General features: G+C 68.6%; 22 protein-coding genes and 1 tRNA gene. 12 read left to right on the top strand and 11 right to left on the bottom strand.

Annotated features, from left to right (window positions below):
• The 3 genes from ACYVGY_RS04110 to ACYVGY_RS04100 all read right to left on the bottom strand — a co-directional run bounded on the left by ACYVGY_RS04110 (nucleotide 1) and on the right by ACYVGY_RS04100 (nucleotide 5,804).
• Nucleotides 1–798 (bottom strand): amidohydrolase, encoded by a 798-nt coding sequence (locus ACYVGY_RS04110; RefSeq protein ID WP_460456187.1) that lies wholly within the window; start codon nucleotides 796–798, stop codon nucleotides 1–3.
• The gene (locus tag ACYVGY_RS04105) at nucleotides 798–1,946 is read right to left on the bottom strand and encodes a pyridoxal phosphate-dependent aminotransferase (protein WP_460456257.1); all 1,149 of its coding nucleotides are present in this window, start codon (nucleotides 1,944–1,946) and stop codon (nucleotides 798–800) included. The genes ACYVGY_RS04110 and ACYVGY_RS04105 overlap by 1 nt, the downstream gene beginning before the upstream one ends.
• Nucleotides 1,947–2,117: 171 nt before the next feature.
• On the bottom strand, nucleotides 2,118–5,804 hold the full coding sequence (locus ACYVGY_RS04100) for a S8 family peptidase (protein ID WP_460456186.1): 3,687 nt from the start codon (nucleotides 5,802–5,804) through the stop codon (nucleotides 2,118–2,120).
• A gap of 198 nt (nucleotides 5,805–6,002) precedes the next feature.
• On the opposite strand from ACYVGY_RS04100, the gene ccmA reads away from it, so the two are divergent.
• The 10 genes from ccmA to metX are packed head-to-tail and all read left to right on the top strand — an operon-like array spanning nucleotide 6,003 to nucleotide 13,711.
• Entirely contained in the window at nucleotides 6,003–6,656 is a 654-nt protein-coding gene (gene ccmA / locus ACYVGY_RS04095; RefSeq protein ID WP_460456185.1) for a heme ABC exporter ATP-binding protein CcmA, read from the top strand.
• Nucleotides 6,653–7,336: a heme exporter protein CcmB gene (gene ccmB / locus ACYVGY_RS04090; protein ID WP_460456184.1), complete on the top strand. Its 684-nt coding sequence runs from the start codon at nucleotides 6,653–6,655 to the stop codon at nucleotides 7,334–7,336. Before ccmA ends, ccmB begins: the two co-directional genes overlap by 4 nt.
• Nucleotides 7,337–7,354: 18 nt before the next feature.
• Nucleotides 7,355–8,104 (top strand): heme ABC transporter permease CcmC, encoded by a 750-nt coding sequence (gene ccmC / locus ACYVGY_RS04085; protein WP_460456183.1) that lies wholly within the window; start codon nucleotides 7,355–7,357, stop codon nucleotides 8,102–8,104.
• Nucleotides 8,101–8,259: a heme exporter protein CcmD gene (gene ccmD / locus ACYVGY_RS04080; protein ID WP_460456182.1), complete on the top strand. Its 159-nt coding sequence runs from the start codon at nucleotides 8,101–8,103 to the stop codon at nucleotides 8,257–8,259. Before ccmC ends, ccmD begins: the two co-directional genes overlap by 4 nt.
• The gene (gene ccmE, locus ACYVGY_RS04075; RefSeq protein ID WP_460456181.1) at nucleotides 8,256–8,732 is read left to right on the top strand and encodes a cytochrome c maturation protein CcmE; all 477 of its coding nucleotides are present in this window, start codon (nucleotides 8,256–8,258) and stop codon (nucleotides 8,730–8,732) included. Before ccmD ends, ccmE begins: the two co-directional genes overlap by 4 nt.
• A complete protein-coding gene (locus ACYVGY_RS04070) occupies nucleotides 8,733–10,652 on the top strand; it encodes a heme lyase CcmF/NrfE family subunit (protein WP_460456180.1) in 1,920 nt (639 codons plus the stop codon).
• Entirely contained in the window at nucleotides 10,649–11,182 is a 534-nt protein-coding gene (locus tag ACYVGY_RS04065) for a DsbE family thiol:disulfide interchange protein (RefSeq protein WP_460456179.1), read from the top strand. The genes ACYVGY_RS04070 and ACYVGY_RS04065 overlap by 4 nt, the downstream gene beginning before the upstream one ends.
• Complete coding sequence (locus tag ACYVGY_RS04060; RefSeq protein WP_460456178.1) at nucleotides 11,179–11,604, top strand: cytochrome c-type biogenesis protein; 426 nt, start codon at nucleotides 11,179–11,181, stop codon at nucleotides 11,602–11,604. The genes ACYVGY_RS04065 and ACYVGY_RS04060 overlap by 4 nt, the downstream gene beginning before the upstream one ends.
• The gene (locus tag ACYVGY_RS04055; RefSeq protein WP_460456177.1) at nucleotides 11,604–12,602 is read left to right on the top strand and encodes a tetratricopeptide repeat protein; all 999 of its coding nucleotides are present in this window, start codon (nucleotides 11,604–11,606) and stop codon (nucleotides 12,600–12,602) included. Before ACYVGY_RS04060 ends, ACYVGY_RS04055 begins: the two co-directional genes overlap by 1 nt.
• Nucleotides 12,599–13,711: a homoserine O-acetyltransferase MetX gene (gene metX, locus ACYVGY_RS04050; protein WP_460456176.1), complete on the top strand. Its 1,113-nt coding sequence runs from the start codon at nucleotides 12,599–12,601 to the stop codon at nucleotides 13,709–13,711. Before ACYVGY_RS04055 ends, metX begins: the two co-directional genes overlap by 4 nt.
• A 59-nt stretch (nucleotides 13,712–13,770) precedes the next feature.
• Here the strand turns inward: metX and ACYVGY_RS04045 are convergent.
• The 3 genes from ACYVGY_RS04045 to ACYVGY_RS04035 form a co-directional block, all read right to left on the bottom strand.
• A tRNA-Leu gene (locus ACYVGY_RS04045) sits at nucleotides 13,771–13,856 on the bottom strand.
• Nucleotides 13,857–13,879: 23 nt separating this feature from the next.
• Entirely contained in the window at nucleotides 13,880–14,458 is a 579-nt protein-coding gene (locus tag ACYVGY_RS04040) for a cysteine dioxygenase family protein (protein WP_460456175.1), read from the bottom strand.
• A 67-nt stretch (nucleotides 14,459–14,525) separates the two neighbouring features.
• The gene (locus tag ACYVGY_RS04035; protein WP_460456174.1) at nucleotides 14,526–14,978 is read right to left on the bottom strand and encodes a hypothetical protein; all 453 of its coding nucleotides are present in this window, start codon (nucleotides 14,976–14,978) and stop codon (nucleotides 14,526–14,528) included.
• Between the two features lie 168 nt (nucleotides 14,979–15,146).
• Between ACYVGY_RS04035 and ACYVGY_RS04030 the strand changes: the two genes are divergently transcribed.
• Nucleotides 15,147–16,466 (top strand): hypothetical protein, encoded by a 1,320-nt coding sequence (locus tag ACYVGY_RS04030; RefSeq protein ID WP_460456173.1) that lies wholly within the window; start codon nucleotides 15,147–15,149, stop codon nucleotides 16,464–16,466.
• Here the strand turns inward: ACYVGY_RS04030 and ACYVGY_RS04025 are convergent, their stop codons facing one another.
• Together ACYVGY_RS04025 and ACYVGY_RS04020 are read right to left on the bottom strand one after the other, a co-directional pair.
• Complete coding sequence (locus ACYVGY_RS04025; protein ID WP_460456172.1) at nucleotides 16,467–17,126, bottom strand: response regulator; 660 nt, start codon at nucleotides 17,124–17,126, stop codon at nucleotides 16,467–16,469.
• A 97-nt stretch (nucleotides 17,127–17,223) separates the two neighbouring features.
• Nucleotides 17,224–18,033, bottom strand: a complete 810-nt coding sequence (locus tag ACYVGY_RS04020; RefSeq protein ID WP_460456171.1) for a 3-hydroxybutyrate dehydrogenase — start codon at nucleotides 18,031–18,033, stop codon at nucleotides 17,224–17,226.
• Nucleotides 18,034–18,142: 109 nt separating this feature from the next.
• On the opposite strand from ACYVGY_RS04020, the gene ACYVGY_RS04015 reads away from it, so the two are divergent.
• Complete coding sequence (locus tag ACYVGY_RS04015; protein WP_460456170.1) at nucleotides 18,143–20,047, top strand: 3-hydroxybutyrate oligomer hydrolase family protein; 1,905 nt, start codon at nucleotides 18,143–18,145, stop codon at nucleotides 20,045–20,047.
• Nucleotides 20,048–20,170: 123 nt separating this feature from the next.
• Here the strand turns inward: ACYVGY_RS04015 and ACYVGY_RS04010 are convergent, their stop codons facing one another.
• From ACYVGY_RS04010 to ACYVGY_RS04000, 3 genes are all read right to left on the bottom strand, one after another.
• Nucleotides 20,171–23,497 (bottom strand): hybrid sensor histidine kinase/response regulator, encoded by a 3,327-nt coding sequence (locus tag ACYVGY_RS04010; RefSeq protein ID WP_460456169.1) that lies wholly within the window; start codon nucleotides 23,495–23,497, stop codon nucleotides 20,171–20,173.
• A gap of 16 nt (nucleotides 23,498–23,513) precedes the next feature.
• Nucleotides 23,514–24,452, bottom strand: coding sequence for an extracellular catalytic domain type 2 short-chain-length polyhydroxyalkanoate depolymerase (locus ACYVGY_RS04005; protein ID WP_460456168.1), 939 nt, complete (start codon nucleotides 24,450–24,452; stop codon nucleotides 23,514–23,516).
• Nucleotides 24,453–24,583: 131 nt separating this feature from the next.
• Nucleotides 24,584–26,839 (bottom strand): TonB-dependent receptor, encoded by a 2,256-nt coding sequence (locus ACYVGY_RS04000; RefSeq protein WP_460456167.1) that lies wholly within the window; start codon nucleotides 26,837–26,839, stop codon nucleotides 24,584–24,586.
• Nucleotides 26,840–26,997: the final 158 nt, after the last annotated feature.

Raw genomic sequence — 26,997 nt, 5'->3', positions numbered from 1 at the left:
CTACAGAAGCTCGAACCGATCGGCGTCGAGCTGGGCCGGGAAGCGTTCGCGGTGTGCCGCGAGCGCCTGGGCCGAGAACGTGGTGGTGCCGACGTGCACCCCTTCGCCGAACTCAAGCTGCGGCTGTCCCAGGAAATCCAGCGCCGCGCTGTCGCCGGCATAGCGGATGCCGTTGCCGTCGCTGCCGCTGCGATTCACCGCCGCCACATAGCAAAGGTTCTCGATCGCGCGGGCACGCAGCAGGGTCTGCCAGGCATAACGGCGTGGGCTCGGCCAGTTGGCCACGAACAAGAGCAGGTCGTAGTCGAACTGGCCGGGCGCCTCGACCCCGAAACGATTGCGCACGAATACGGGGAAGCGCAGGTCATAGCAGACCAGCGGGCAGACCCGCCAGCCCTTGAGCTCAACCGTCAGCCGATCCCGACCCGCCGCATACCGTTCGTGCTCGCGCGCCATGCGGAAAAGATGGCGCTTGTCGTAGGTGTGCAGCTCGCCGTCCGCCGTCGCCCAAAGCATGCGGTTGTAGACGCCCTCGCCCACCCGCAGCTGCACGCTGCCGGTGACCACGGCGCCCAGGCGCGCAGCCTGCTCGCGCATCCAGGTCACGGTCGGCCCGTCCATGCCCTCGGCGGTGGCCAGCGCCTCGTTGCTGAAGCCGGAGGTGAAGGTTTCCGGCAACAGCACCAGGTCGGTCACGCCTGCCAGCGGCGCCATCAGCTCGCCGTACATCGCGCGATTGGCGGCCGGGTCGTGCCAGACCGTGGCGCCCTGCACCAGCGAGACGCGCAGGTCCTGCATCAGATCTTCGCCAGCCGCTCGATCGCGGCATCCAGCGTGGACTCGACCTTGGCAAAGCACAGTCGCGCCAGGCGCTGGCCCGGCGGCGGCGTCTCGTAGAACGGCGACAGCGGGATGGCCGCCACGCCCTTCTCTATTGTCAGCCAGCGGCAGAACTCGGCGTCCTGCAGGTCGCTGATGGCTGAATAGTCCACCAGCTGGAAATAGCCGCCCGGGACCGGCAATGGTTTTAGGCGCGTGCCCAGCAGCTGCTCGCGGAAGCGGTCGCGCTTGGCTTCGTAGAAATCGCCCAAGGCTTGGTAGTGCGCCGGCTCCTCGGTGATCATCGCCGCGAACGCCCACTGCGCCGGGGCGAAGCTGCAGAACGTGTTGTATTGATGCACCTTGCGGAATTCGGCGCTAAGCGCCGGCGGCGCGATCGCATAGCCGATCTTCCAGCCGGTGCAGTGGTAGGTCTTGCCGAAGCTGGAGATCACCACCGCACGCTCGGCCAGCTCCGGATGGCGCAGCACCGATTCGTGCCGGCGCCCGTCGAAAATGATGTGTTCGTAGACCTCGTCCGAAAGCAGCACGATGTCGGTGTCGCGCAGCAGCGCGGCCAAGGCCGCCATGTCATCGGACGAGAACATGGCGCCGGACGGGTTGTGCGGCGAGTTCACCATCAGCATGCGCGTGCGCGGGGTGATCGCCTCGCGCACGCGCTGCCAGTCCACGCTGAAGTCCACGGGATCGAGCGGCACGTGCACCGGGCGGGCGCCGGCCAGGACGATCGCAGGCTCGTAGCAGTCGTAGCAGGGGTCGAGCACGACCACTTCCTCGCCCGGGCTGACCAAGGCCAGGATGGCGTTGAAGATGGCTTCACTGGCGCCACTGGTGACCGTGACCTCGCTATCGGCGTTGACGCTGCGGCCGTAGCAGTGCGCCGTCTTGGCGGCGATGGCCTGGCGCAGGACCGGGATGCCGGTGGCCGGGGCGTACTGGTTCTTGCCCTCGGCCATCGCCCGCGCCAGTTCATCGACCAGGCGAGCAGGCACCGGGAAGTCCGGAAAGCCCTGGCCAAGGTTTACCGCCTGATGCTCCTGCGCGAGCTGGGACATCACGGTGAAAATGGAGGTGCCGACGTTGGGCAGTTTATTGGGCACGTGCATGGGCAAGGACATCGCGTTGGCTTGGCCAATATTATGCCGCGCACGGCCCTGTGGGAGGGACTTCAGTCCCGATGCCTTCCGACGCAGAGCCTCGGGACTGAAGTCCCACCCACCGTTGCGCAAAAAACAGGGGCCCTGAAGGCCCCTGTCTTCACGCGGGTTGACGATTGCTTACTGGCAGCTCTTGCGCTGCGACAGCTGTGCCACGGGGCGGTTCTCGACCCAGTTTCCGGCGAGCGCACCGCCAAAGGTGGCGTTGACCGACATATTGGTGACGTTGTTGGTCGCCAGCGTGCGGGTGCCGATACCGGCCGGGTTGGCAGTGAGCGCCGCCGAGGGCGCCAGCGGGCTGAAGCCGGAAACCCAGAACAGGTCGAAGCTGCTGTTGGCGGCCGCGAACGCGCGCTGGCCGTAAAGCCAACGCGGGAAGCCCTGGCCATCGTAGACGTAGGGAATGAAGACTTCCTGCGGATTGGCACCGCCGGTGGCGATATAGCTGTAGCCGAAGCCGGACAAGGTCGGCGAGTACCAGTGGCCCGACACATCAAGCGGCTGACCGTTGAACTGCGGGCAGTTGCCGCCGCCGATGCGCACCATCGGCTCGAAACCGCTGCGGCCATCGAGGTTGAAGCTCATGGTCATGCCGCTGGCGTCGGTCGGCGTAACGATCACTTCGCCGACATCCACGCCATGGCCGCTCGTGCCGTTCCAGGACGCGCGGAACAGATCGGCGCGCCAGGTACCGTCGGGGCCGGGCGTGGCGCCCTGCGAGTAGTACCAGGTCGGGGTGTTGTCCTCGAGATAGGCATACCAGACGGCCACCCACTGGTCAGGCGCACCGACCGGCCCGGCGAAGTCGACGAACAGGCCGTGGCCGCTGCGCGCCGGGTTGGCGTACTGGCCCGACAAGAAGGCGACCGGCGTGCCCTGCGTGACGATACGCGCCTTGACAGTGGCGCTGGCGGTCCCGCCGGTGGCATTGCCCGGCACTACGTAGTAACGGCCCGGCAGCAGGTTGCCGCCCGACAGGGTCAGGGTCTCGTTGCCCGAACCGGTGGCCTGGCGGAAGGCCGCCTGGTTGTTCCAGGCCGGAGCGGAAGCAATCACCGGACCGGTCGGCGACGCGACGCGCGCCACATACAGGTCAACGTTGCCGCTGCTGTTGCTGGTGCTGAACTCGACGCTGGTGGCATGCGGCGGCACGTCGAAATACAGCTTTTCGTGGCTGGTGCCGGCAGGCAGCGTAACCGCCCGGCCGACGTTGTTGGCCAGAGCAAACGGCTCGAAGCTGGAGCCGCTGCGGGTCAGGCGAACCGGAATCTCGATCGCCGTGCCGTCCGGGGTGGGCTGGATGAACAGCACGCCCTGGCGCGATTCGCCGTTGACCAGCGTCGGGTCATCGTAGGCCACCCGCACCCGGAAGGACGCGCTGGCCGCGGTGCGGCCGGGACCACTGGCGACCATCGCCGAACTGCCCGACACCGACAGCGGCAGCAGGGTCGAGTCGACGCGGACGTTGGTGCCCGGGCCGCTGTAGTTCTGGACCAGTATCCAGTACGTGGTCGGCGTGGACTGCGAGCTCAGGGTCAGCACGCAGCTCTCGTCCGAGCCCGCGGAGCCCGAGTAGCAAAGCTCTTCCTGCGATCGCGGTTGACCGTTGTTGTCGGTGTCCCGGCCCACGATCAGGTCGATGTCCGGATTGACCGCGGAGGTGGTGACCGTCCAGCGGTACTGCACCGGCGCACTGCCGACGACCGTGGCCGGCACCTGCACCAGGCGCACGTAAGTGTTGGAGTTCGCGTCATACGGGTCGGCTTCCGTCGGGTCGACCGGAATGTTCTGGGTGGTCGTGACCGGCGCAACCAGGCTCGACGCGCTGAAACGCGCGTTCGGCATCGGCACCAGGCCATTGAGCTGGATGTCGAAGTAGTCGCGCTCGCGGGTGACGCTGCGAACGATCGGCGCCAGGCCAGCCTCGGCCACCTGGTTGGCAAACGGCGTGACGTAGACCGAGACCGGCAGGCGCAGGTTCGGACGGCCGTCGCCGGAATTGTTCACCAGCGTGACGCTGCCGTACACCCATTGGCCGATGATGGTCGGGTTGTCCACATTGACCGTGAAGTTGACGGCCTGGCCAAGTGCACTGCTGTTGAACGAGGCCACGCTGGGCGTGATGCTGGCGCCGGCGTCGATGCTGGTCTGGATGCTGTAGTTGCCAGCGGCGGCGCCCGGCATGAGCTTGAAGGTGCGCGTCAGGCTGCAGCTGCGGAAGCAGGCACCGTGGCCAAGGCTGGGCAGGTTGATGTTCTCGGCGCCGCCCGTATAGGGGTTCGCGCGCGGCGTGTTGAAGCCGCCCGCGGGCACGTCCAGGTAAAGACCGGCGCGCGCCGCCAGCGCCACGTCGGCCATGCCCGAGCCCTGGTCATGCGGGGTCGTCGGCAGGCCGAATTCGGTGATCGAAGGACGGGCGGTAAGCATCAGGGCCGAGATGATTTCGTCGGCGCCGTGGGTCGGATGGATCGACTTGAGCAGCGCGGCGGCGCCGGCGATGTGCGGCGCCGACATCGAGGTGCCGCTCAGCTCCGCCATCGAGGTGGAGCCAGCGATGCCAGCGGCGCGGATCTGCACGCCCGGGCCGGTGATATCGGGCTTGATCACGCCCAGCGGAACCACCGGGCCGCGACCGCTGAAGCTGGCCAGGCGGTCGCCGGCGCCGCTGCGGTTGTGGGTCGCGGCGGCGACGCCCATAACCCAGGGCGAATTGGCCGGATTGCCGTGCGTGCCGGGCTCCGGGCCGTCGTTGCCGGCCGAGGCCGACACTACGATGCCGGCCTCACGCGCGGCCAGGAAGGCCTCAGCGTCATCGGCGCCGGCATTGCCGACCGCGGCCCAAGGATCGAAGGGGCCACTGCCGATGGAGTAGTTGATGACGTCGACGCCGTCAACGACGGCCTGGTCGATCGAGGCCAGGATGGCGCTGCCGTCGCAGCTGGAGCCAGGGCAGGCCTTGTAGGCGATCAGGTGCGCGCGAGGCGCCACGCCGGAGTAGACGGTGGGACTGGTACCCGAGGTGAAAGGATTACCGACCGCAGTGGAGGCGGTGTGGGTGCCGTGGCCGTTGGTATCAATCGGATTGGTGGTGATGCCCGAGGGAGCGCTGGTGAAGTCCCACAGGCCGAGCAGCTTGCCGTTGCACAAGAAAGCGTTGACCGCGCAATGGCCCAGCGGAGCGGCCAGCGGGCTGGTGTAGCCGGCGCCAGAGAACGAAGAGTGGCTGCGGTTGATGCCGCTGTCGATGATGCCGACGATCACGCCTTCGCCACGATTTGACGCGACGCCCACTACGGCGCCCGACCAGACCTGGTCGGCCTTGATCCATGCCGGACCGCGGTCGGTCATCAGGTAACGCTGGAAGTCTGGACGCACGGTGCGCACGCCGGCTACCGCGGCGACGCGCTTGGCTTCGGCGGCCGTCAGCTCGACGGTCATGCCGTTGAGGGCATGGTGGAACACATGGATCGCATCGACCGGCCGCATCAGGGCGATGGCCATGTCGTTCATGCGCGAGCGGCGCAGGTCGTCTAGGTAATCGACGTAGGCCTCTGCTTCGACACTCTTGGCGTTGTACTTTCGCTCACCGGTCGCCGCGGCACTCGTCGCGGCGAGGGCGGGACGGCCCTTCTCCATCGGACTGAAGCCGCGGAAACGGGCGGCAGGCGCTTCGTCGAAGACGATGATGTAGGTCTGCAGCGCGTCGGCGCGCAGCGCGTCTACCGCCTTGGGTGAAGCAGCATCGGGGGCACCGGCCGGGAGGCCAAGGCCCAGGGCGATCGCAAGCATCAAGGGAGTCGCGCGCATGTGTCAGCTGTCCTGCAGATGAATGAACTCCCCGATTCTCACTCACTCGCGCCTCAATCACAACGACGGAGAGCCACCCGCAACCCGGCGCCCTTTAATCATTGTGAAGAAGCGCCCTGCCTAGCGCGCCTCTGTTCCCCGACCAGACTGACTTGCGTCATGGACACCGCCAGCGCCGGCTCGTAGCATTCCCGCGCAATGACTGACTCCCCGCACGCCCTACCCCCGCTGCTCAAGGCCAGAGGGCTGTGCTTCGCACGCAACGACGAGCCGGTCTTCGGCCCGTTGGATTTCGAGCTGGGGCCCGGCGAGGCCCTGCTGGTGCTGGGCGGCAACGGAGCCGGCAAGACCACCTTGCTCCGGGTCCTCGCCGGACTGCTGCCCGCCTCGGGCGGCGAAGTCGCGCTGCAGGGCCGCCCGGTCGACCGCGACCACCTGGCCCAGGGCAGCGCCTATCTGGGCCATCTTCCCGGCCACAAGGCTGAGCTCGGTGCGCTGGAAAATCTTGCCTACAGCCACGCCCTGCACGGCGGTGATGCGGGCGCCGACCTGGTGGCGGCACTCGCCGCGGTGGGCCTGGCCGGTCATGAAGACAGCCCCGCACGCCGCCTGTCGGCCGGTCAGAACAAGCGGCTGGCGCTGGCCCGCCTGCGCCTGCAGCCGGCGCCGCTGTGGCTTCTGGACGAGCCTTACGCCAACCTCGACCTGGACGGCATCGCACTGGTGAACCGACTGATCCAGGCGCATCTGGCCTTCGGCGGCGCCGCACTGCTCACCACCCACGGTGCCTATGCGGCGCCGCCGGTACCGGTGCGCACGCTGGAACTGGGCCCGGCCCGGGTCCCGGCATGAACCGCCCGTCCCTGCTCGCCGCCGCCCGCGCCCAGGCCCAGCGTGACCTGCGGCTGGTGTGGCGCCGTCGCGGCGACGCCGCCCAGCCGCTGCTGTTCGCATTGATGGTGGTGGCCCTGTTCCCGCTGGCGCTGGGCGCCGACCCCCAGCAGTTGGCGCGGATCGCTCCGGGCGTGCTGTGGGTGGCGGTGCTGCTGGCGGGCCTGCTTACGCTCGACTCGCTCTACCGCAGTGATGTCGAAGACGGCAGCCTCGAACAAATGCTGCTCGCGCCGGTGCCGTTGGCCTGGCTGCTGGCCGTGCGTGTGGCCGTGCACTGGCTGACGACCGCGCTGCCGCTGGTGCTGGCGACGCCTTTCCTGGCGCAGCTTTTATACCTGCCCGGGGAACTCCTGCCGGTGCTGATGGTCTCGCTTCTGCTGGGCACGCCGCTGCTGAGCCTGGTGGGCGCAGTGGTGGCGGCATTGACGGTCGGCATACGGCGCTCTGGTATGCTTTTAGCCCTGTTGGCGCTGCCTTTGTTCCTGCCCGTGCTGGTGTTCGGGGCAGGCAGCGTGATGGCCGCCGCGCAGGGCTTGCCCTGGGTCGGCGCGCTGTTGTTGCTGGGGGCGGGTCTCGCCCTGGCCCTCGTGTTGGCTCCCCTCGCCGCCGCCGCCGCGGTTCGTATCGCCCTGAGCTGAAGAAGACCCGGAAAACCCGTGAATCCCGTCCTGCTCTGGTTCCATCAACTCGGTTCGCCGCCGGTCTTCGATCGTTTCGCGGCTCGCTGGGCACCGCCGTCCTTCATCGTGGCGCTGCTGATGATGGCTGCCGGCCTTTACGGCGCGCTGTTCATGGTGCCCGCCGACTACCAGCAGGGCGACAGCTTCCGCATCCTCTATATCCATGTACCCGCGGCCTGGATGAGCCTGTTCGTCTACGCGCTGATGGCGTTTTATGCCGTCATCGCCCTGGTCTGGCACATCAAGCTGTGCGAAGTACTGGCCATGGCCTGCGCGCCGATCGGCGCCCTGTTCACTGCCGTCACCCTGGCCACCGGTTCGATCTGGGGCAAGCCGATGTGGGGCACCTGGTGGGACTGGGACCCGCGCCTGACCTCGGAGCTGGTGCTGTTGTTCCTTTACCTGGGCGTGATCGGCCTCAACGCCGCCATCGAGGACCGTCGCGCCGCCGCGCGCGCCGCCGGTTTCCTGGCCATCGTCGGGGTCGTGCTGCTGCCGGTGATCCGCTATTCGGTGGAGTGGTGGAACTCACTGCACCAGGGCGCAACGATCAAGCTGTTCGGCGAATCCACCATGGACGCGTCCATGGCCTGGCCGCTGTGGGTGATGGTGTTCGCCACCAAGTTCTGGTTCATCGGCTCGCTGCTCCAGCGCGCCCGCGCCGACAACCTGGCGCGCGAGGCGGGCAAGGACTGGGCCCGGGCATCGGCTGGGGTAGCGCGATGAATTACGTCGAATACGTGGTGGGCGCCTACGCGGTGTTCGCTGCTTTCCTGGCCTGGGATTTCGTGGTGCCGCGCCTGCGCCTGGCGCGCACCCGCAGCGACATCGCCCAACGCGCCGCGCGCGAGGCCGCCCGCAAGACAGGAAAACCCGCATGAACCCGATCCGAAAGCGACGCCTGCTGCTCATCCTCGCCCTGCTGGCCGCCTCCGGCGTCGCCGCCGCCCTGGTCACGCTGGCCCTGCGCGAGAACATCACCTATCTCTACACGCCCAGCCAGGTGTACGCCGGCGAAGCGGCCGACCAGGCGGTATTCCGCTTGGGCGGCATGGTCGCCAAGGACACGCTGCAACGCGAGGACGGCACCCTGAAGGTGCAGTTCGGCGTCACCGACGGCGACGCCATCATGACCGCCCACTTCGAAGGCATCCTTCCCGACCTGTTCCGCGAGAACCAGGCCGTGATCGCCACCGGGCGCCGCGACGGGGACCAGTTCATCGCGACCCAGGTGCTGGCCAAGCACGACGAGCAGTACATGCCCAAGGAAGTCGCCGATGCCATGGGCAAGGCGCACGAGAAGCACAAGGTCGAGGCAGCGCCCGCGGGCGAGGCTACGCCGGGAGGCTACTGAGTGTTGCCCGAACTGGGTTTGGTGAGCCTGCTGCTGGCCCTGGTGCTGGCCGTGGCGCTTTCGGTGCTGCCGCTGGCCGGCGCCCACCGCGGCCACGCCGCGTGGATGGCCACGGCGCGGCCCCTGGCCTATGGCCTGCTGATGCTGGTGTCGGTGTCCTATGCGCTGCTGACCTGGGCCTTCCTGCAGCATGATTTCTCGGTTGCCTACGTCGCCCAGAACTCGAACTCGCTGCTGCCGCGCGCCTATCAAATCACGGCGGTATGGAGCGCGCACGAAGGCTCGCTGCTGCTGTGGATCTGGTTCCTGGTGCTTTGGACTGCCTTGGTCGCGCGCTTCTCGAGATCGCTGCCGGCGCCGGTCGTGGCGCGCGTGCTGGCGGTCATGGGCATGATCGCGATTGGCTTCCTGGCCTTCACCATCTTCACCTCCAACCCCTTCGAGCGCCTGCTGCCCGGCGCGGCCGACGGTCGCGACATGAATCCGCTGCTGCAGGACCCGGGCATGATCTTCCACCCGCCCCTGCTCTACACCGGCTACGTCGGCTTTGCGGTGGCGTTCGCGTTCGCGGTGGCGGCGTTGATCGACGGCAAGGTGGACGCACAGTGGGTGCGTTGGTCGCGCCCCTGGACCAATGTGGCCTGGGCCTTCCTTACCTTGGGTATCGCGCTCGGCAGTTTCTGGGCCTATTACGAACTGGGCTGGGGCGGCTGGTGGTTCTGGGACCCGGTCGAGAACGCCAGCTTCATGCCCTGGCTGGTGGGCGCGGCGCTGATCCATTCGCAGGCGGTCACGGAGAAACGCGGCAGCTTCCGCGGCTGGACCCTGCTGCTGGCGATCGCGGCCTTCTCGCTGTCGCTGCTGGGCACCTTCCTGGTGCGCTCGGGCGTGCTGACCTCGGTGCACGCCTTCGCCTCGGATCCCGAGCGGGGCATGTTCATCCTGATCTTCCTGGCCATCGTCATCGGCGGCTCGCTGCTGCTCTACGCCATCCGCGCACCCAAGGTCGAGTCGGGCCAGCCGTTCGCCGCGACCTCGCGCGAGACCTTCCTGCTGGCCAACAACCTACTGCTCACCGCCTCGGCGGCGATGATCCTGCTGGGCACGCTGTACCCGCTGCTGGCGGATGCGCTGGACCTGGGCAAGATTTCGGTGGGCCCGCCCTACTTCGGCCTGCTGTTCATCCTGCTGATGGCGCCGCTGGTGGCGCTGCTGCCGTTCGGGCCGCTGGTGCGCTGGCAGCGCGAGGACATGTCGCAGCCGCTGCGCTGGCTGGCGCCGTGGGCGGTGCTGGCGGTGATCGTCGGCGTGATCGCGTTCTTCGCCTGGCCACAGGGCACGGCCAAGACCGCGGTCGGCCTGCTGGGCGCGGCCTGGATCCTGGGCGGCACGGCGCGCTTTGTCTGGCAGCGTGCGCGCTCGAAGGGCAGCCGCTTCACGGCCGAGATGATCGGCATGGTCTGCGCGCACGCGGGCGTCGCGGTGTTCGTCGCCGGCGTGTTCATTACCGAGTCCACCAGCATTGAGCGCGACGTCGCGGCCCGTCCGGGCCAGAGCTTCGAGCTGCGCGGCTACGATTTCGCCTTCGAGGGCGTCGAGAAAGCGCAGGGGCCGAACTATCTGGCCGATCGCGGCAGCGTGCGCATCAGCCGCGATGGCGTCGAGGTGTCGCTGCTACACCCCGAGAAGCGCGCCTACCTGGCCGGTGGCCAGGTGATGACCGAGGCCGCGCTGGACGGCGGCCTCACGCGCGACCTTTACGTCGCGCTGGGCGAGCCCCTGGACGCCAACGGCACCTGGGCGCTGCGCCTGTATGTGAAGCCCTACATCCGCCTGATCTGGCTGGGCTCGCTGTTCATGGCCCTGGGCGGCTTTATCGTCGCCTTCGACAAACGCTTCCGTCGCAAGGTGGCGGCATGATCAAGCGCCTGCTGCCGCTGTTTGCCTTCCTGCTGCTGGCGCTGCTGCTGGGCGCAGGCGTGATGATGAATTCCGGCAAGGACACCAGCGCGATTCCGTCGCCGCTGCTTGGAAAAGCCGCGCCCACGTTCGCACTGCCGGTGCTGGGCGATCCCGATCGGATCGTGCGCAACACCGACCTGCTCGGCGCGCCCTACCTGCTCAACGTCTGGGGCAGCTGGTGCCCGGCCTGCCGCGACGAGCATCCGGTAATCACCCGGCTGGCGGAAAGCGGCGTCGTCAAGGTGGTCGGCTACGACTACAAAGACAGCACCGAGGACGCGCAGCGCTGGCTGGAACAGTTCGGCAATCCCTACGACCTGGTAATCACCGACGAGGAAGGCCGGGCGGCGCTGGACTGGGGTATCTACGGCGCACCCGAGACCTTCCTGGTGGATGCGCAGGGCATGATCCGTTGGAAGCACGTCGGCCCCGTCACCGATGAAGTGGTCAACGAGCAGCTGCTGCCGTTGATCCGGGAGCTGCCATGAAGCGCCTGCTGTTCCTCGCGCTGATGCTGGCTTCGCTGGCCGCCGCAGCGATGGCGCCGATCGAATTCCGCGACGCCACCGAAGAAGCCCGCTTCCGCGCCCTGAGCGCCGAACTGCGCTGCGTGATGTGCCAGAACCAGTCGCTCGCCGACTCCAACGCCCAGATCGCCGAAGACCTGCGCCGCCAGGTGCTGGACCTGATGCGCGAGGGCAAGACCGACGATGAAATCAAGGATTACCTGGTCGCGCGCTACAGCGACTTCGTGCTCTACAACCCGCCGGTGAAGCCCACGACCTGGCTGCTGTGGTTCGGCCCGGGGCTGATCCTGCTGGGCGGTGCCGCGGTGCTGGTGGTGGTAGTGCGTCGGCGCGCCGCCAGCGCGCCCGCGGTGGCGCCACCCAACGACAGCCAGGAGTGGTGATGACGTCTTTCCTGATTGGTGCCGCGCTGTTGGTCGCGCTCGCCCTCGTCTTCGTGCTGCCGCCGCTGTGGCGCACGGCGCGCGGCAGTGCCCTGGTGCTGCTGCTGGCCTTCCCGGTACTCACCGGCGGCCTGTACTGGCGCCTGGGCGAACCGGCTGCGCTGGATCCGATCAACGTCGAGACCCCCACCACGCTGGAGGGCGCCATCGCCCAGCTCGAGCGCCGGCTGGCGGACGAGCCCGGCAACGTCGAAGGCTGGGTACTGCTGGGCCGCAGCAGGATGTCGCAGCAGCGCTGGGGCGATGCCCGCGACGCGTTCGCCAAGGCTTACGCGATCCTGCCAACCGAACCGGACCTGATGGTCGAGTACGCCGACGCGCAGATGCGCGCCGCGCCCGATGGCCGCTTCCCCGACAGCGCCACGGCACTGCTTGAACAGGTGGTCGCCAGCGTCCCGACGCACCAGCGCGGCCTGTTCTTCCTCGGCGCCCAACGCCTGCAGTCGGGCCAGCCCGCCGAGGCCGCTGAAATCTGGGGCCGCCTGCTCCCGCTGCTGGACCCGCAGACCGCGCTGGCCCTGCGCCCGCAGTTCGAACAGGCGCGCGCGATGGCCGGCATGCCGCCGCTGGAAGACGCGCCGATTGCGGCGGGCCCGACCATCACCGTGAGCCTGGCGCTGGCACCGGACCTGGTTGGGCGCGTTGGCCAGGGCGACATCCTGTATGTCTTTGCCCGCACGGCCGACGGCGCCGGCCTGCCGGTGGCGGTAAAGCGCCTGCCCGCCGGGGAGTTCCCGATCACGCTGACGCTCTCGGACGCCGACGGCCTGATGCCGGCGCAGAAGCTGTCCATGCAGACCCAGGTGCTTGTGGTCGCGCGCATCTCCAAATCCGGCGACGCCGCGGCCGCGCCCGGTGATCTGGAGGCCAGCGCCGTGTCGGTGCCGGTCGCCGATGGCGCAAGCGTCGAGCTGCTGATCGACCAGGAACGGCAGTGACCGAGGCCATCCCGCCGGGCACTCGTTTTGTCGCCCTGCCCTCGCCCTTCGCCTTCAAGCGCGGCGGCGAACTGCACGAGGCGCGCATCGCCTTCGAAACCTGGGGCGAGCTCAACCCCGCCGGTGACAATGCGCTGCTGCTGCTGACCGGCCTGTCGCCGAACGCGCACGCCGCGGCCAACGCCGGCAACTCCGAGCCGGGCTGGTGGGAGGCGATGCTGGGTCCCGGCAAGCCGATTGATACCGATCGCTGGTTCGTGGTTTGCGTCAACGCCCTCGGCAGCTGCAAGGGTTCCACCGGTGCGGCGTCCATGAATCCGGCCACGGGCCAGCCTTACCGGCTCGACTACCCCGACCTGTCGATCGAGGACGGCGCCCGCGCCGCCCACCACGTCGTTCAAGCGCTGGGCATCGAACGCCTGGCCTGCGTCATCGGCAACTCAATGGGCGGCATGTCGGCGCTGGCTTATCTGCTGCTGCATCCGGGCATCGCACGCACGCATATCAATGTCTCCGGCAGCGCCCAAGCGCTGCCGTTCTCGATCGCGATCCGCTCGCTGCAGCGCGAGGCGATCCGGCTGGATCCGAACTGGAACCAGGGCCTGTACGACGAACATGCCTATCCCGAGAACGGCATGCGCATCGCGCGCAAGCTCGGCGTGGTGACTTATCGCTCGGCCATGGAATGGGACGGCCGCTTCGGTCGCGTGCGACTCGACAGCGAATGCCGCGAAGACGATCCCTTCGGCCTTGAATTCGAGGTCGAGCGCTACCTCGAAGGCCACGCGCGCCGCTTCGTGCGCAGCTTCGACCCGAACTGCTACCTCTACCTCGGCCGCTCGATGGACTGGTTCGACGTGGCCGAGTATGGCGCCGGCGACGTGATGCGCGGCCTGGCAAAGATCAAGCTCGAACGCGCGCTGGCGATCGGCGTACACACCGATATCCTCTTCCCCCTGCAGCAGCAGGAGCAGGTCGCCGACGGCCTGCGCGCCGGCGGCGCCGAATCCGAGTTCCTGCCCCTGCCCTCGCCCCAGGGCCACGATGCCTTCCTGGTGGACATCGAGCGCTTCGGACCCGCCATCAGTGAGTTTCTCGGCAAGCTCTGACGCGCTGGGCCAGGCAAGGAAGAACCAAAAAAAAACCCGCTTTCGCGGGTTTTTTCATTTGGTACCGGTGATAGGACTCGAACCTACACGACATCACTGCCGGGGGATTTTGAATCCCCTGCGTCTACCATTCCGCCACACCGGCACTACTGGCCCGGTGATTATAGCTCAGGCCGCTTCGTCCAGGCCTAGCTCGCGGGCCGCCTTGGAATACCAGCCCTCGCCTTCCGGCTGGAACATCGCGCAGCAGGTCAGCGCTTTCTTATAGATATGCAGCGACACCGCGATACCCGACGCGCTGGGATTGCGGATGGTGTGATACTCGTGCGGCGGGATCAGGCTGCCGGCGGAACCGGCGCTGGCCGTGTGGGTACCGACCGGCTCGAAGTGGAAGCGCTCGCCTTCCTGCGCCCGCAGCTCGTACTGAGTGATTTCCAGCTGCCCGTGCCAGATGCCCTCGACGCACCACAGGCCGGAATGATCATGGATCGGCGTGCCCTGCCCCGGGCCCCAGGTCATGGCCACCACGCTGTAACCGGAGGACTCGCAGCGGTACAGCTCGCGGCGGGCGTAGTGATCGGTTACCGGCTCGAGCACGCAGGCAGGCAGTTGAATGCCGTTGTCGCCGATTGCTTGGCACAGGCCGTTGCGCAGCCGCTCGGTCACGGCGTGGTCGTCGCCCAGCGCGACGGCGTCATCGATCATCTTGAGCAGGCGGTCGCAGCCGGGAAAATCGAGGGCCAACATGGCATCACCAGCGGTTTCGGGATGGCCGGCAGTTTATCACCCCGGTTTCACGCCGCCTTGAAATCCGTCAATCGCCGGCGGGCCAGGGCCACCAGCCGCGGCCGGTCAGGGCATAGCGGTCGGCCGCCTGCTCGAAGCGGTTGCGGTGGCTGATGCCGCCGCAGGCGAAGTAGAGGGGCAGGAACAGCGGTCCCAACGCCAGGTACTGCAGCACGTGGGCGCGCTCGTGGTCGCCCAAACGCACCTGCTCGTCGCGACCGCCGCGGGCGGCGCAGGCGTAGGTCACGGCTGGCTCGTCGAGGCTTTGCCCGGTGTGCAGGATCACGTTGCCCAGGGTCAGCGCACCGCCGGGACCCCAAGGGTAACGATGGAAAACCAGGGCGGCATCGGAAAACCGGACCCGCGCGCCGAAAGGCATCCCCGCCACACCGGCAAGCAATCCGGCCAGGCTGACCGGGCTGGCCCAGATGAGGCCCAGCGCGGCGACTAGGACAGCTCCGAGGCGACCCAGCGCCGGCATCTGCTTACTGCCCGCCGCAGGTCAGACCTGCCATCGTCTCGACCACCCACTGCTTCACTAGCTGCCTGCCTGTCATCGCACCTTCCATCCGTCGGCGATCCTAGCACCGGGGCCTTGTCCCTGAAGGCCCAGGTCTGCGAACCTTGCGAGTTGCACTCCGGAGTCCACATGAACGAGCACGAAGGCGGAAAGCCGGCAGAAGCGGACGATGTGGCGCAACTGTCGCGACGCACCACGCCGACCTGGGAAATCGAAATGCTGCTGTCCGGCGCCACGGTGTTCGCACTGATGCAGCTGGCCGGAGCCATGCCCGGCTGGGGTGTGTACCTGCTGCCGCGGCTGGCGGACCCTTGGCTCGAAATCAGTCGACTGATGCTGCTCTACGGCAACAGCGCCGTGGTCCTGATGTGCCTGGCCTTCCTGCTGCACCTGCTGCTGCGCGGCTACTGGGTGGCGCTGGTGGGCATGAACTCGGTGTTCCCGGGCGGTCTCAACATGGACCGGCTGCGGGCTGGCCCGGTCGCGAAGTCCCTGTTGGCAAAGAACTGGCAGGACATGGACGCGGCGATCGAGCGGGCCGACAACCGCGCAACGATAGTTTTCGGGCTGGGCATCGGCCTGACCCTGGTGCTGGTGCTGGTCACGCTGTCGGCGCTGCTGCTGTCGCTGTTCGCGCTGGGGCTCGCGCTGGCACTGGGCGAGGCCAAGCTGGCCACCCCGATCCTGATGATCCTGCTGGCGCTGTGGATCGGTCCGCAGCTGCTCGCAGGCTATGTGGATCGCCGCCTTGGCCATCGCTTCCGGCCCGAGGGCTGGGTCTATCGCGCGCTGCACCGAACCCTCCGCTTCTACTCCTGGACCGGCACCAGCCGCGAATCGAGCCCGCTGGTAACGCTGTACTCGAGCAATGTCGGCGAGAAGCGCAGTACCTGGGTGGTGCTGGCCGTGATGCTGTTGGCGACGGCACTGAGCCTGGGAAGCGCGGCGCTCACCAACCAGGACCTGGGTCCGGGCAGCTATGCGGGCTTCCCCGAGGGCGAGGGCGCCATGCCGCGTACGGTGCACCACCAGCACTACGCGACGCGACACGAGCCGGGCGAAACCCCGCTCGTTGCCTTCGTGCCCGACCTGGTGGCGCGCGGGCGGTTCCTGCCTTTGGTGGTGCCTTACGTGCCCAAGCTGCACCAGCGCCTGCTGGAAGACTGTGGGGACACCGGCAAGGGGAGCGACGCCGAGGCGCGCATCGCTCGCCACGCGTCCTCGCTGGACTGCCTCGCCGCAGGCTTCGCGCTTCGCCTCGACGGTGAGCCGCTGCCGCTGGCCCCCGACGCTTACTCGGATGCCGCCCGCGACCTGCGCGGCCTGATGTACATGATTCCGATCGACGGCCTGGCCGCTGGTCGCCATGAAATAGAAATCACGCTTTCCTCCGCTGAGCCGCCCAGGCAGGACCAACCGCGGGTCTGGCGCATCCCCTTCTGGCGCTGATCAGGCCTCGCGCGCGGGGTCGGCCAGCGCCAGCGCGCCCAGCAGCACGCCGGCCTGGGTGCGGTTGCGCACACCAAGCTTTTCGAAGATGGCGCTCATGTGCGCCTTCACCGTGCGCTCCTGAATGCCCAGTTCGTCGGCGATCTGTTTGTTGAGCCGGCCTTCCGCGACGCGGGTCAGTACCTTGAACTGTTGCGGGCTGAGCGTGGCGAGCTTGGCGGCGGTTTCGCGGTCACCGAGTTCGGCAGGCGCGCCCTGCACCGCTTCGCGCAGCGCCGGCGGCAGCCATTCTTCGCAGGCCAGCACCGCGCGCACGCCGGCCTGCAGCTCCGACAGATCCGCGCGCTTGGTCAGGTAGCCCGCCGCGCCGTAGGCCAGCGCCCGACGGATGGTGATCGGGTCGTCGTGGGCCGAGATCATCGCCACCGCGACCCCGGGATGCTCGGCACGCAGCGAAGCCAGGCCGACCAGGCCGTGGCTGCCGGGCATGTGCAGGTCCAGCAGAACCAGGTCGGTGTCGGGATGCGCGGCCAGTGCCGCCTGCACGCCCGGCAGGTCCTCGGCTTCGACGATGGTCGCGTCGGGAAGCACGCCGCGCACCGCCTGGGTCAAGGCCAGGCGATAAAGCGGGTGGTCGTCGGCAATCAAAAGTCGCGTCATACCGCAGATTCTAGCCCGCAACCTGTAGGAGGGCCTTCAGGCCCGAAGCTTTTTGGCGAAAAGCTTCGGGCCTGAAGGCCCTCCTACAGGGCCTGGGTTATTGGGCGGTCCAGCCGCCGTCGACGGGAATGGCGGCGCCGGTGAGGTTGTGCGACTGGCGGCGGCAGAGCCACAGCACGGTGTCGGCGATCTCGGCCGGAAGCGACATGCGGCCGCTGGGCTGCTTCTCGCGCAGCAGTTCGCGCACGCCGGCCTCGCGATCGCCGCCGACGGCTTCTGCGCGCGCGGCGATCTGCGGTTCGATCAGCGGCGTTTCGACCCAGCCCGGACAGACGCAGTTAACGGTGACGCCGCCGCTGTCGCGCGAGCCGGCGCCGGCGTATTCGAGTCCCGCCACCTTGCTCATGCCCACCAGGCCGAACTTGCTGGCGACGTAGGGCGACTTGTTCACCGAGGCCACCAGGCCGTGCACCGAGGCGATGTTCACCACCCGGCCGTAGCCGCGCGCGGCCATGCCCGGCAGCGCCAGGCGCATGGTGTGGAAGGCGGCGCTGAGATTAATGGCGATCAACTTGTCCCAGGTCGCGGCCGGCATCTCGGCAATCGGCGCGGTGTGCTGGACGCCGGCGCAGTTGACCACCACGTCGGCCGGCCCCCAGTCGGCGATCTCGGACATCATGGTTTCAATGGCGGCCGCGTCGGCCAGGTCGACGCCGAAATGCCGCGCCTCCGGGGCACCGGCCAGACGCACTGAATCCAGCGCCGCGGCGATCTGTTCGGCGCTGCCCAGTCCGTTCACCGCCACCCGCGCGCCGGCGGCGCCCAAGCCCTGGGCGATGGCCAGACCGATGCCGGAGGTAGAGCCGGTAACCAGGGCCACGCGGCCCTCGAGGAAGCGATCGGTCATGGCGAAATCCTTGGTTTCAAAGCGATTCCCCACCCTAGCAGCCTGTTCCGGCCGGCGCGTCGTACCAAGGTACGATGCCGCCCCGGCGCACCGTTGCTAAGGTCACCGGATGCAGAAGAAAAAAGCACCGCCGTCCCGCCCCCTGCCCGCGCGCACGCCGCCGGCCTGGGATCGTCGTCGCCGCCAGCCGGTGCTGGCCCTGTCGCTGCTGACGTTGGCCTTGTCGGCCTGCGCCGGCACCAGCCCCCCGCTACAGGGGCGGGAGATGGACGCCGGCCCACCGCAAACTGCGCATCGCGGTGGCGATGACCTGCTGACCGCGGGCCTGGGCGAATCCGGACTTCGCAGCACCACGCCGCCGGCTTTTGCCGACCCGACCCAGCCGACGGCATCGGAACTGCGGCAGCGCGCCGTGTGGGCCAACTGGCGGGGCATTGCCGACCTTGCGCCGGGTGGCGGCTACGGTGAGATCTACGGTTCGCTGGCGCCGGTGCCGGGGCGCGAATACCACGCCCTGATGTATCTGCCCGATCGCAAGCAACCGCACCGGGTGATGCTGCAGTTGCCCGACGCGTTCGACACGCAGGCGCGCTGCGTGGTGGTCGCGGCCTCATCGGGTTCGCGCGGCATCTACGGCGCCATCGCGCTGGCCGGCGCCTGGGGCCTGCCGCGCGGCTGCGCGGTGGCTTACACCGACAAGGGCGCGGGCACCGGCCATGTCGATACCGCCGATGGTCGCGGCTTCGGCATCCATGGCCAACTGGCGGCCGGCAATGCGCCGGTCGAATTCCGCGTGCCGGCGGCGAATGTCGCGGCCGGCGAGGTAGCACCAATCGCCGTCAAGCACGCGCATTCCGGCGACAACCCCGAGGCCGACTGGGGCCGGCACGTTGCCCAGGCTGCGGACTTCTCGCTGCGCGTGCTGTCGCTGGCGCATCCCGAGGCCGGTCCCTGGACCTTCGACAACACCCGCGTGATCGCGGTAGGCGTTTCCAATGGCGGCGGCGCCGTGCTGCGCGCGGCCGAGCTGCCGGAGTCGCGCTTTGATGCCGTCGTGGCGGTATCGCCGAACATCCTCCCGGGCGACGGCGGGCGTGCGCTCTACGACTACTCCAGCGACGCGGCGATCTGGATGCCGTGCGCGCTCAATGCCAGCGCCTTTGACGGCGTATTGCTGGCGCGTCCCGGCGCTGACAAATCGCCCGCGGGCAGCGCACGCTGTGCCTCGCTGCAGGCCGCAGGATTGCTGACCGAGGAATCAGCGCAGGCCCAGGCTGAAGCCGCCCGCCAGCACCTGCTCAACGGCGGCTGGACCGATGCGGCCATCGCCGCCGGCGTCCTGAGCAGCAACTTCGACCTCTGGCGCGCGGTGAACGTTACCTATGCCTCGGCCTACGCCCGCACCGGCCCGGGCGACATGCCCTGCGGCTACGCGTTCTCGGCGGTAGATGCCGAAGGCAAGCCGCGGTCGCCGACCGCGGCCGAGCGCGCGGCCTGGTGGAGCGACTCCAGCGGCATCCCGCCGGGCAACGGCATCACGCTGCGCGATGCCCGCGCCAACGGTGCCGACCCCAGCCTGCCCGGCAACACCTGCCTGCGTGCGCAGTGGGACGATCCGAACAGCGCGGTCCGCATCGGTGCGGAAGAAACCCGGGCCGCGTTGCCGCGGGCGGGCCTGCCGGTGATCGTGGTGCACGGCAGCGACGATGGCCTGGTGCCGGAGGCATTCAGCGGCGGCGCCTACGCGCAGTGGACGCGCGCCCAGGGTCGGCCCGTCACCTACTGGCGGGTTCGCAACGCGCAGCATTTCGACGCCTTCCTGGGCCTGCCGGTGCTGGGCATGCGCTATCTGCCGATGATGCCCTACGGCTATCGCGCACTGGACGCCGCCTGGGCCCACGTCGTCGAGGGCGCCGCCCTACCGGGAGATGCCGAAATCGCCACCACGCCGCGTGCGTTCGTGGAGGGCCAACTCGCCCCCCTGCGCCCCGAAAACCTCGCCCCCCTGCCCTAAAGCACCCCAAACTCTGTAGGAGGGCCTTCAGGCCCGAAGCTCCTCACGAAAAGGCTTCGGGCCTGAAGGCCCTCCTACATTTGGTTATAGGAGCTTCGGGCCTGAAGGCCCTCCTACATTGGGTCAGCGGGCCAGCAGGCGGGCCATGACGGACTTCAGCGCCAGTGGCTTGAGCGGCTTGTGCAGCAGCACGCAGCCTGCGGCCGCCACGGCTTCGCGCACGTCCAGGCCGTGGTCAGCGGTGATCACGACGCAGGGCCGCGCCGGCATCACGGCGGCCAGTCGTTCGCGCAGCATCAGGCCGGTCTGGTGGTCGTCGAGGTGGAAGTCGAGCAGCACCAGGTCCGGCGTTGCCCGGGCGACCAGGCGCAGGGCTTCGTCGCCATCCCGGGCGGCCAGCACTTCGCATTGCCAGCCTTCGAGCAATGCCTGCATCCCGCGCAGCACGTCGGCGTCGTTGTCCACCACCAGCACGCGGCTGCGCGGGGGTTCCGGCGTTGGCGGCTCGGGTAGCGCGGCCGGGGCCGGGGCTGGCGCCGCGCGCGGCACTTCGATCGAAAACACGGTGCCCCGCCCGGGCCAGGAACGCAGCTTCAGCGGCAGGCCAAGCAGGCGCGCCACGCGCTCGGCGATGGCCAGGCCAAGACCCAATCCCTGCCCGCCGCGGTCGAGCCGGCGGAACTCTTCGAAGATCACGGTTTGGTCGGCTTCGGCGATGCCGGGCCCGGTGTCCCAGACCTCGATCGCGATGTGGTCGCCGCGACGACGGCAGCCGATCAGTATCCGACCGCGCGCCGTGTAGCGCACGGCATTGCCCAGGAAGTTCTGCAGCACCCGGCGCAGCAGCTGCGGATCGGTGCGGACCCAGGCGCCGCAGCCGACGGTGTCGAGCGGCAGTGACTTTTCGGCCGCCAGCACCCGGAACTCGGCGGCCAGCGGCAGTATCAGGTCGTCCACCCGGAACACCTGCGGCTTGGGCGCCATGCCGCCGGCGTCCAGGCGGGAAATGTCCAGCAGCCCGCCCAGCAGTGCCTCCGCCGAGCCCAGCGCACCATCAATATTGGCCAGGGCCAGCTGATGTTTTTGCTCGGAAAGCTGCGGCGAAAGCGCATGCACGAAAAGATGCGCCGCGTTCAGCGGCTGCGCCAGGTCGTGGCTGACCGCGGCCAGGAAACGGGTTTTGGCGCGATTGGCGCGCTCGGCCTCGGCCTTGGCACCTGCGAGTTCAGCGGTGCGCTCGGCGACGCGATGCTCCAGCGTCTCGGCCACCGACTTGAGTTCGGCCTCACTGCGGCGGAAGGCGGTGACGTCGGTGAAGGTGGCCACGAAGCCACCGCCCGGCATCGGGTTGCCGCGGATCTCGACCACCCGCTCGCCCATCCGGCGCTCGGTAACGTAGGGCGTACCCGCGCGCATATGTGCCAGCCGGCGCTGCACTGCCTGCTGCGGCGAACGCGCCTGCACCCGCCCGCGCGCCACGTTGTGCGCCACCAGGTCGGCTACCGGCACGCCGACCTGCAGCAGCGGCTTCGGATAGTCGAACAGGTCGGCATAGGGCTTGTTCCAGGCCACCAAGCGCAGTTCGGCGTCCACCACGCTGATGCCCTGATCCATGTTTTCCAGCGCTGCCTCGAGCACGCGCTGGTTGAAGCGCAGCGCCTGCGACGCTTCGCCGACGATGGTGGCGACGGTGTCGAGGTCGCGGCCCTGCTCGCGCCGCGCAGCGTCGAGCAACAGTCGCGCGGAGGCGGCGCCCAGCACGGCCGCCAGCTCACGCTCCACGCGCTGCTGTACCTCGGCGGCAACCGCGCCGTCACCGGTGGTACCGGCCAGGCAAGCCTCTACCCGCGGCAAGGACAGGAAGCGCACCGCGACGGCGCGCAGTCCGTCGCGCGTCAGGGTCGCGCCCTGGCCGCGATCCGGCAGCACGTCCAGGCGCGAGGCCAGGGTCCAGGTCACCAGCGCGCCGGCGACCAGGCTCAGCACGGTGGCGCGGGCAATGCGGCTCCATTCCCCCAGCCCGAACATCGCATCCGGCGACAGCCAGGCCAGGCCGAGCGGCCCATCCACCAGCCACTGGCCGGAATAGCCCCAGGCCTGCGCCAGCGCGGGCACCAGCAGCACCCAAATCCAGACCAGGACCGCGGCCAGCAGGCCGACCAGCACCGCCCGCGGCGGCGTTTGCGGACGCCATACGGCGAAGCCCACGGCGGGCGCCAGGGTCGCCAGCCCCGAGAACGACAGCGCACCGATGTCAGCCAGGGCATCACTGCCGGCGATCGCACGGCTGTAGCCCCAGGCCAGCAACACCACCGCCAGGATGCCCACGCGTCGCTGCATCAGCACCGCACCGCGCAGGTCGGCACCCTTGCCGCCGCCCAGGCCCCAGGCGCCGCGCACCAGCAGCGGCGCCAGCCAGTGGTTGCTGATCATCACGCTCAGCGCCAGCGTCGACAGGATCACCATGCCGGTGGCCGCACTGAGTCCGCCCAGGAAGGCGAGCAGCGCCAAAGCCTCGTGCCCCTGCGCCAGCGGCAGCGCCAGCACATAGAGGTCGGACGGCACGCCGATTGGCGCCAGCAGCGCGTCGCCGGCGCGCGCCAGCGGCAGGATCGGCAGCGCGATCAGCAGCATGTAAAGCGGGAACAGCCAGCGCGCCGTACGCAGCTGGCCTTCGTCGCGGCACTCGACCACGCCGACGTGGAATTGGTGCGGCAGCGTGAACATCGCCAGCGCGCCCAGCAGCACCAGCGCCGGGAAGCCGCTGGCCCCATCTACCGGCGGCGGTACCGGCGGCACGTCCGGCAGCTCCAGTCCGAACCAGACGAAGGCCCCCAGCGCCAGCATCGCGCCCAGCTTGAGCAGCGACTCCAGCGCCATCGCCAGCACCAGGCCGCGGTTGTGCTCGGCGGCCGAGGCGCGCCGCGTGCCGAACAGCATCGCAAACAGCGCCATCGCCAGCGCCACGTACAGCGCGCTGTCCTGCCAGGGGGGCGGCGACAGGTCGGAGGCGCGCGTCAGCAGGCCGTAGCTCATCGCCACGGCTTTGAGCTGCAGCGCGATGTAGGGAACGATGCCCAGCATCGCCACGAAGGTGACGACGGCCGCGAGCCAGGAGTTCTTGCCCAGGCGCGTAGCGATCAGATCAGCCAGCGAAGTGGAATTCTGCTCGCGCGCCAGCCGCAGCAGCTTGAGCAGGAAGCCGAAGCCCAGCACGTAAAGCAGGATGGTGCCGAGGAAGGTCGGCGGAATCGGCCAGCCCGAGCGCTGAGCCTGGGTCACGGTGCCGTAGAAAGTCCAGGACGTGCAGTACACCGCCAGCGACAGGCTGTAGACCACCGGCCACTGCCTTGCCAGCAGCCCCGGCCGCCGTTCGGCCCACAGCGCGACACCGAACAGCAGCCCCAGCCAGACCAGACCGGCGCCGATGACGAAGGCATCGGTCAGCACGGCGCGGCTCCCACCATCAGTCCAGCGGCGCGCCCAAGGCAGCCATGGCCGACGCCAGCCAGCGCAGCTGCAGGCCGCGCCGGGTGTCGTAGTCCGGTCCCGTGTAACCCCACCAGTCCCAACATGCCTTCGGATTCAGCGGCAGATAGCTTGATCGCGCTTGAGGATACAGCACCACCAGCCGCTGCACGTCGGCCCAGCGGTTGAAGCCGGCCTCGCGCGCGAAGCGGTCGCCCAGTCGGCCGATGTCCTGTTCGCAGCCGTGGAAAACGATCACCGCGCCGCAGCGTTCGCCGGCGGCGCAGGCCGCCGGCACGTAGAGCAGCCCGGTGTCGGCCAGCAGCGGATCCTCGCCCTCCGGCACATAGACGGTTTGGTCGAATTTCCGCAACTCTCCTTCGGCCTCGCCGGGTGCCGGCGACGCGCCGAACAACCAGGTCAGGGCCTCGCCAGCGGCGTCGAAGCCGCAGGCGCCGATATGCGGTGCGCCGCCCGCGATGCAGTCCACGCCGGCGGTTCGCGTCGGCATGACGTGTCCGAAGTCGCGCTCGCCGTCCCAGCGCAGGGCCATGCCGGGCGCAGCATCAAGCAACTGTTCGTAGACGCCCAGCGACGCCCGGCTCACGCCTTCGGCCACCGTCGCATCTGCTTGCCCGTGCAGGGCCAGCACGCGATCACCCGCCAGACCGGCCAAGGGCGCGAGCGCGCCTTCCGCAGCGCGCTCGCGCACCTTGCCGGCCAGCCGCTCCGGATCGGGCGTGAACGGCTCGGCCTTCATGCAGGGCCCCAGCGCCGTGTCCAGCGAGGCGCCCGCGCAGCCATAGGGTCCGCCCGCGATCAGCGCCGCCCCCTGCAGACGATCGGAAAACGCGAAGTGCACCTGGGTCGCCATGTAGGCACCCGAGGACAGCCCCACCACCGCGACCCGGTCGGCATCGATGGCCAGGCGGGGCAACGGAGGCTCGGGCGCTTTCGCGCAGGCGGTCAGCAGAAGCGTGGCAACCAGTGCCACCGAGCGCGGACCGGATGTAAAAAGACGGGCCGCTTGCGCGGCCCGTTGGGACATTTCCCGGGGAAACTGCTTCATCAGAAGTTGTAGCGGAGCGACGCGTAGTAGTTGCGAGGCATGCCGTAGTAGGCCGTCTGGATGTTGCCGACGCTGGAGAATTCCTGGCCTTCGGTCTTGTAGACCTCGTCGGACAGGTTGCGCACGCCGGCGCGCACTTCCCACTGGTTGCTGGACGAGGTCCAAGCGCCGAACAGGCCGTACAGGGTGTACTCGCCCTGCTTCAGGTTCTGGCGGTTGTCCACCGACAGCCAGGTCTCGTCGCGGTAGGACGCGTCGGCACCGATGGCCAGGCGGCTGCCGCCGGCCAGGTCGAAGGTGTGCTGCACGGCGACGCGCGCGGTGACCTTCGGGGTGAACGGGACATGGTCGTGGATATTGGCGAACAGCGCCGGGTTGGCGGCGGTGCGCGGGTCGTCGAAGCGATCGTACTTGGCGTCCTGCACGCCGACCTGGGCGCTGAGCACGGTGGATTCGCCCAGCAGTGCGCTGCCTTCGAACTCCATGCCGCGAATGGTTAGCTCGGCGGCGTTGAGCACCGGGAAGGCGAAGGTCGGAATCGGCGCACCCGGATTCTGGATCTCGGAAACGCGGGCCTGGAAATCGCTGTAGCTGCTGTCGAAGAAGGCGAAGTTACCGCGCATGCGGCCGTTGTCAGACTGCAGCTTCACGCCCATTTCCCAGGTCGTGACGAACTCGGGGTTGAACGAGCTGATCTCGGCCGCCGTGTTGGCGCGGCCATTGAAGCCACCCGCCTTGTAGCCGCGATTACCCGAGATGTAGGCCATCGCGTTGTCGCTGAATTCCTTCTGCAGGCTGAAGGACGGCGTCCAGGCGCTCCAGCTGTCTTCGATGGTGAACTCGTTCTGCGGATCGGCCGCCAGCAGGGCCAGGTTCGAGAAGGTGGAAGTGGTGCGGAAGTAGTCCTTCTTGTCCTTGCTGTAGCGCAGGCCGGTGGACAGGGTCCAGGACGGCACGAACTCCCAGGTGGCGTGCACAAAGGCGGCGTAGCTGGTGTTGCTGAGGTCGTCGTCAATGGTGCGCAGGAAGGTCAGCGGCGCGCCGCCGAAGGCCAGGAAATCATCGGCATAGGCTTCCTGGTGCGAGGGCACGTTCTCGTCGAGATAGAACAGACCCATCACGGCCTTGAAGGTGCTGCCGTTGTCGTACTGCAGCTGGAATTCCTGGCTGAACTGGTCCTGGTCGATCGCGACCAACACGTCGCCCAGCTCGAACTCGGAGGCGTCGATGTCGATGTAAGACTCGGTCTCGAGTTCACGGTAGGCGGTGATGGACTTGAACAGGAAGCGGTCGTTGAGGTTCCAGTTCATCGCCAACGATACGCCGGCATGGGTCAGCTCCTGGCCCTGGTCCGGATCAAACGAGGTGCGGGTCTGGAAGTTGTACTCGCCCGGCACGTAGGGGCGCAGAATCACGGTACCCAGCGCGAAGTCGGTCTGGGTGAGGTTGGCCGTCGGCTCACCGAGGGTCAGGGCATTGTCCTGGCGGGTGTAGTCGAGCGACAGGGTGGCGCTGAAGTCATCGCTGGGGCGGAAGGCGAGCTTGGCGCGCAGGGCGCGGGTGTCTTCGCCGTTGTAGTCCTTGCCGGTGACCGGATCGGTGACGTAGCCATCGGAATTGATCCAGGCGCCGGCGATGCTGGCCGCCATGGTGTCGCTGAGCTGGAAGCTGGCGTAGGCACGGCCTTCGGCGCGGCCGTAGTTGCCGGCGGTCAGCTCGACCGCGCCGCGGTCACCGTCGAACGGGTCCTTGGTGGTCAGCTTGATGGCGCCGCCGGTGGAGTTGCGGCCGTACAGCGTGCCCTGCGGGCCGCGCAGCACTTCCACCTGACCCACGTCGAACAGCGAGAACAGCGCGCCGTTGATGCGCGAGTAGTAGACGTCGTCCACGTACATGCCGACGCCCGGGTCGAAGGTCTGCAGCGCGTCGGGCTGGCCGACGCCGCGAATGAAGACGTTCACCGAGTTCGACGAACCGCGGCCCGGCACGATGTTGAGGTTGGGCACGGCGCCCTGCAGGCCGTCGATGCTGGAAGCCTGCAGGTCCTTGAGGGCGGTCTCGCTGAAGGCGCTCACCGCGACCGGCACGTCCTGCAGCGACTCGGTGCGGCGGCGGGCGGTGACTTCCACCACGTCCAGGGTGGTGACGTCGGTGCGCTCGTCCTCGGCCGCCGGGGCCGCGGTCTGGGCCGTGGCCTGCATCGCGGCCAGGGACAGGGTGAGGCCGATGGCCAGGCTGAGGTCGGTGCGCTTCATTGTGTTCCCCTTGCAACTCGGTTGGCTGGCCGGATTGGCCGCATGCCGTGAAGACTATGCGGGGGCCGCGGCGACGGCACCTGTACCTTGGTACAAGTGGCCGGACCCGCGCGGGCTGGTGACACTCGGGACCTTGCTTGCAACCCCGGGGAACCGAA

It is taken from the genome of Arenimonas alkanexedens (genome assembly GCF_054781355.1).
The sequence above is the reverse complement of the archived record's forward strand: the minus strand, read 5'-3'. Positions and strand labels throughout refer to the sequence as shown.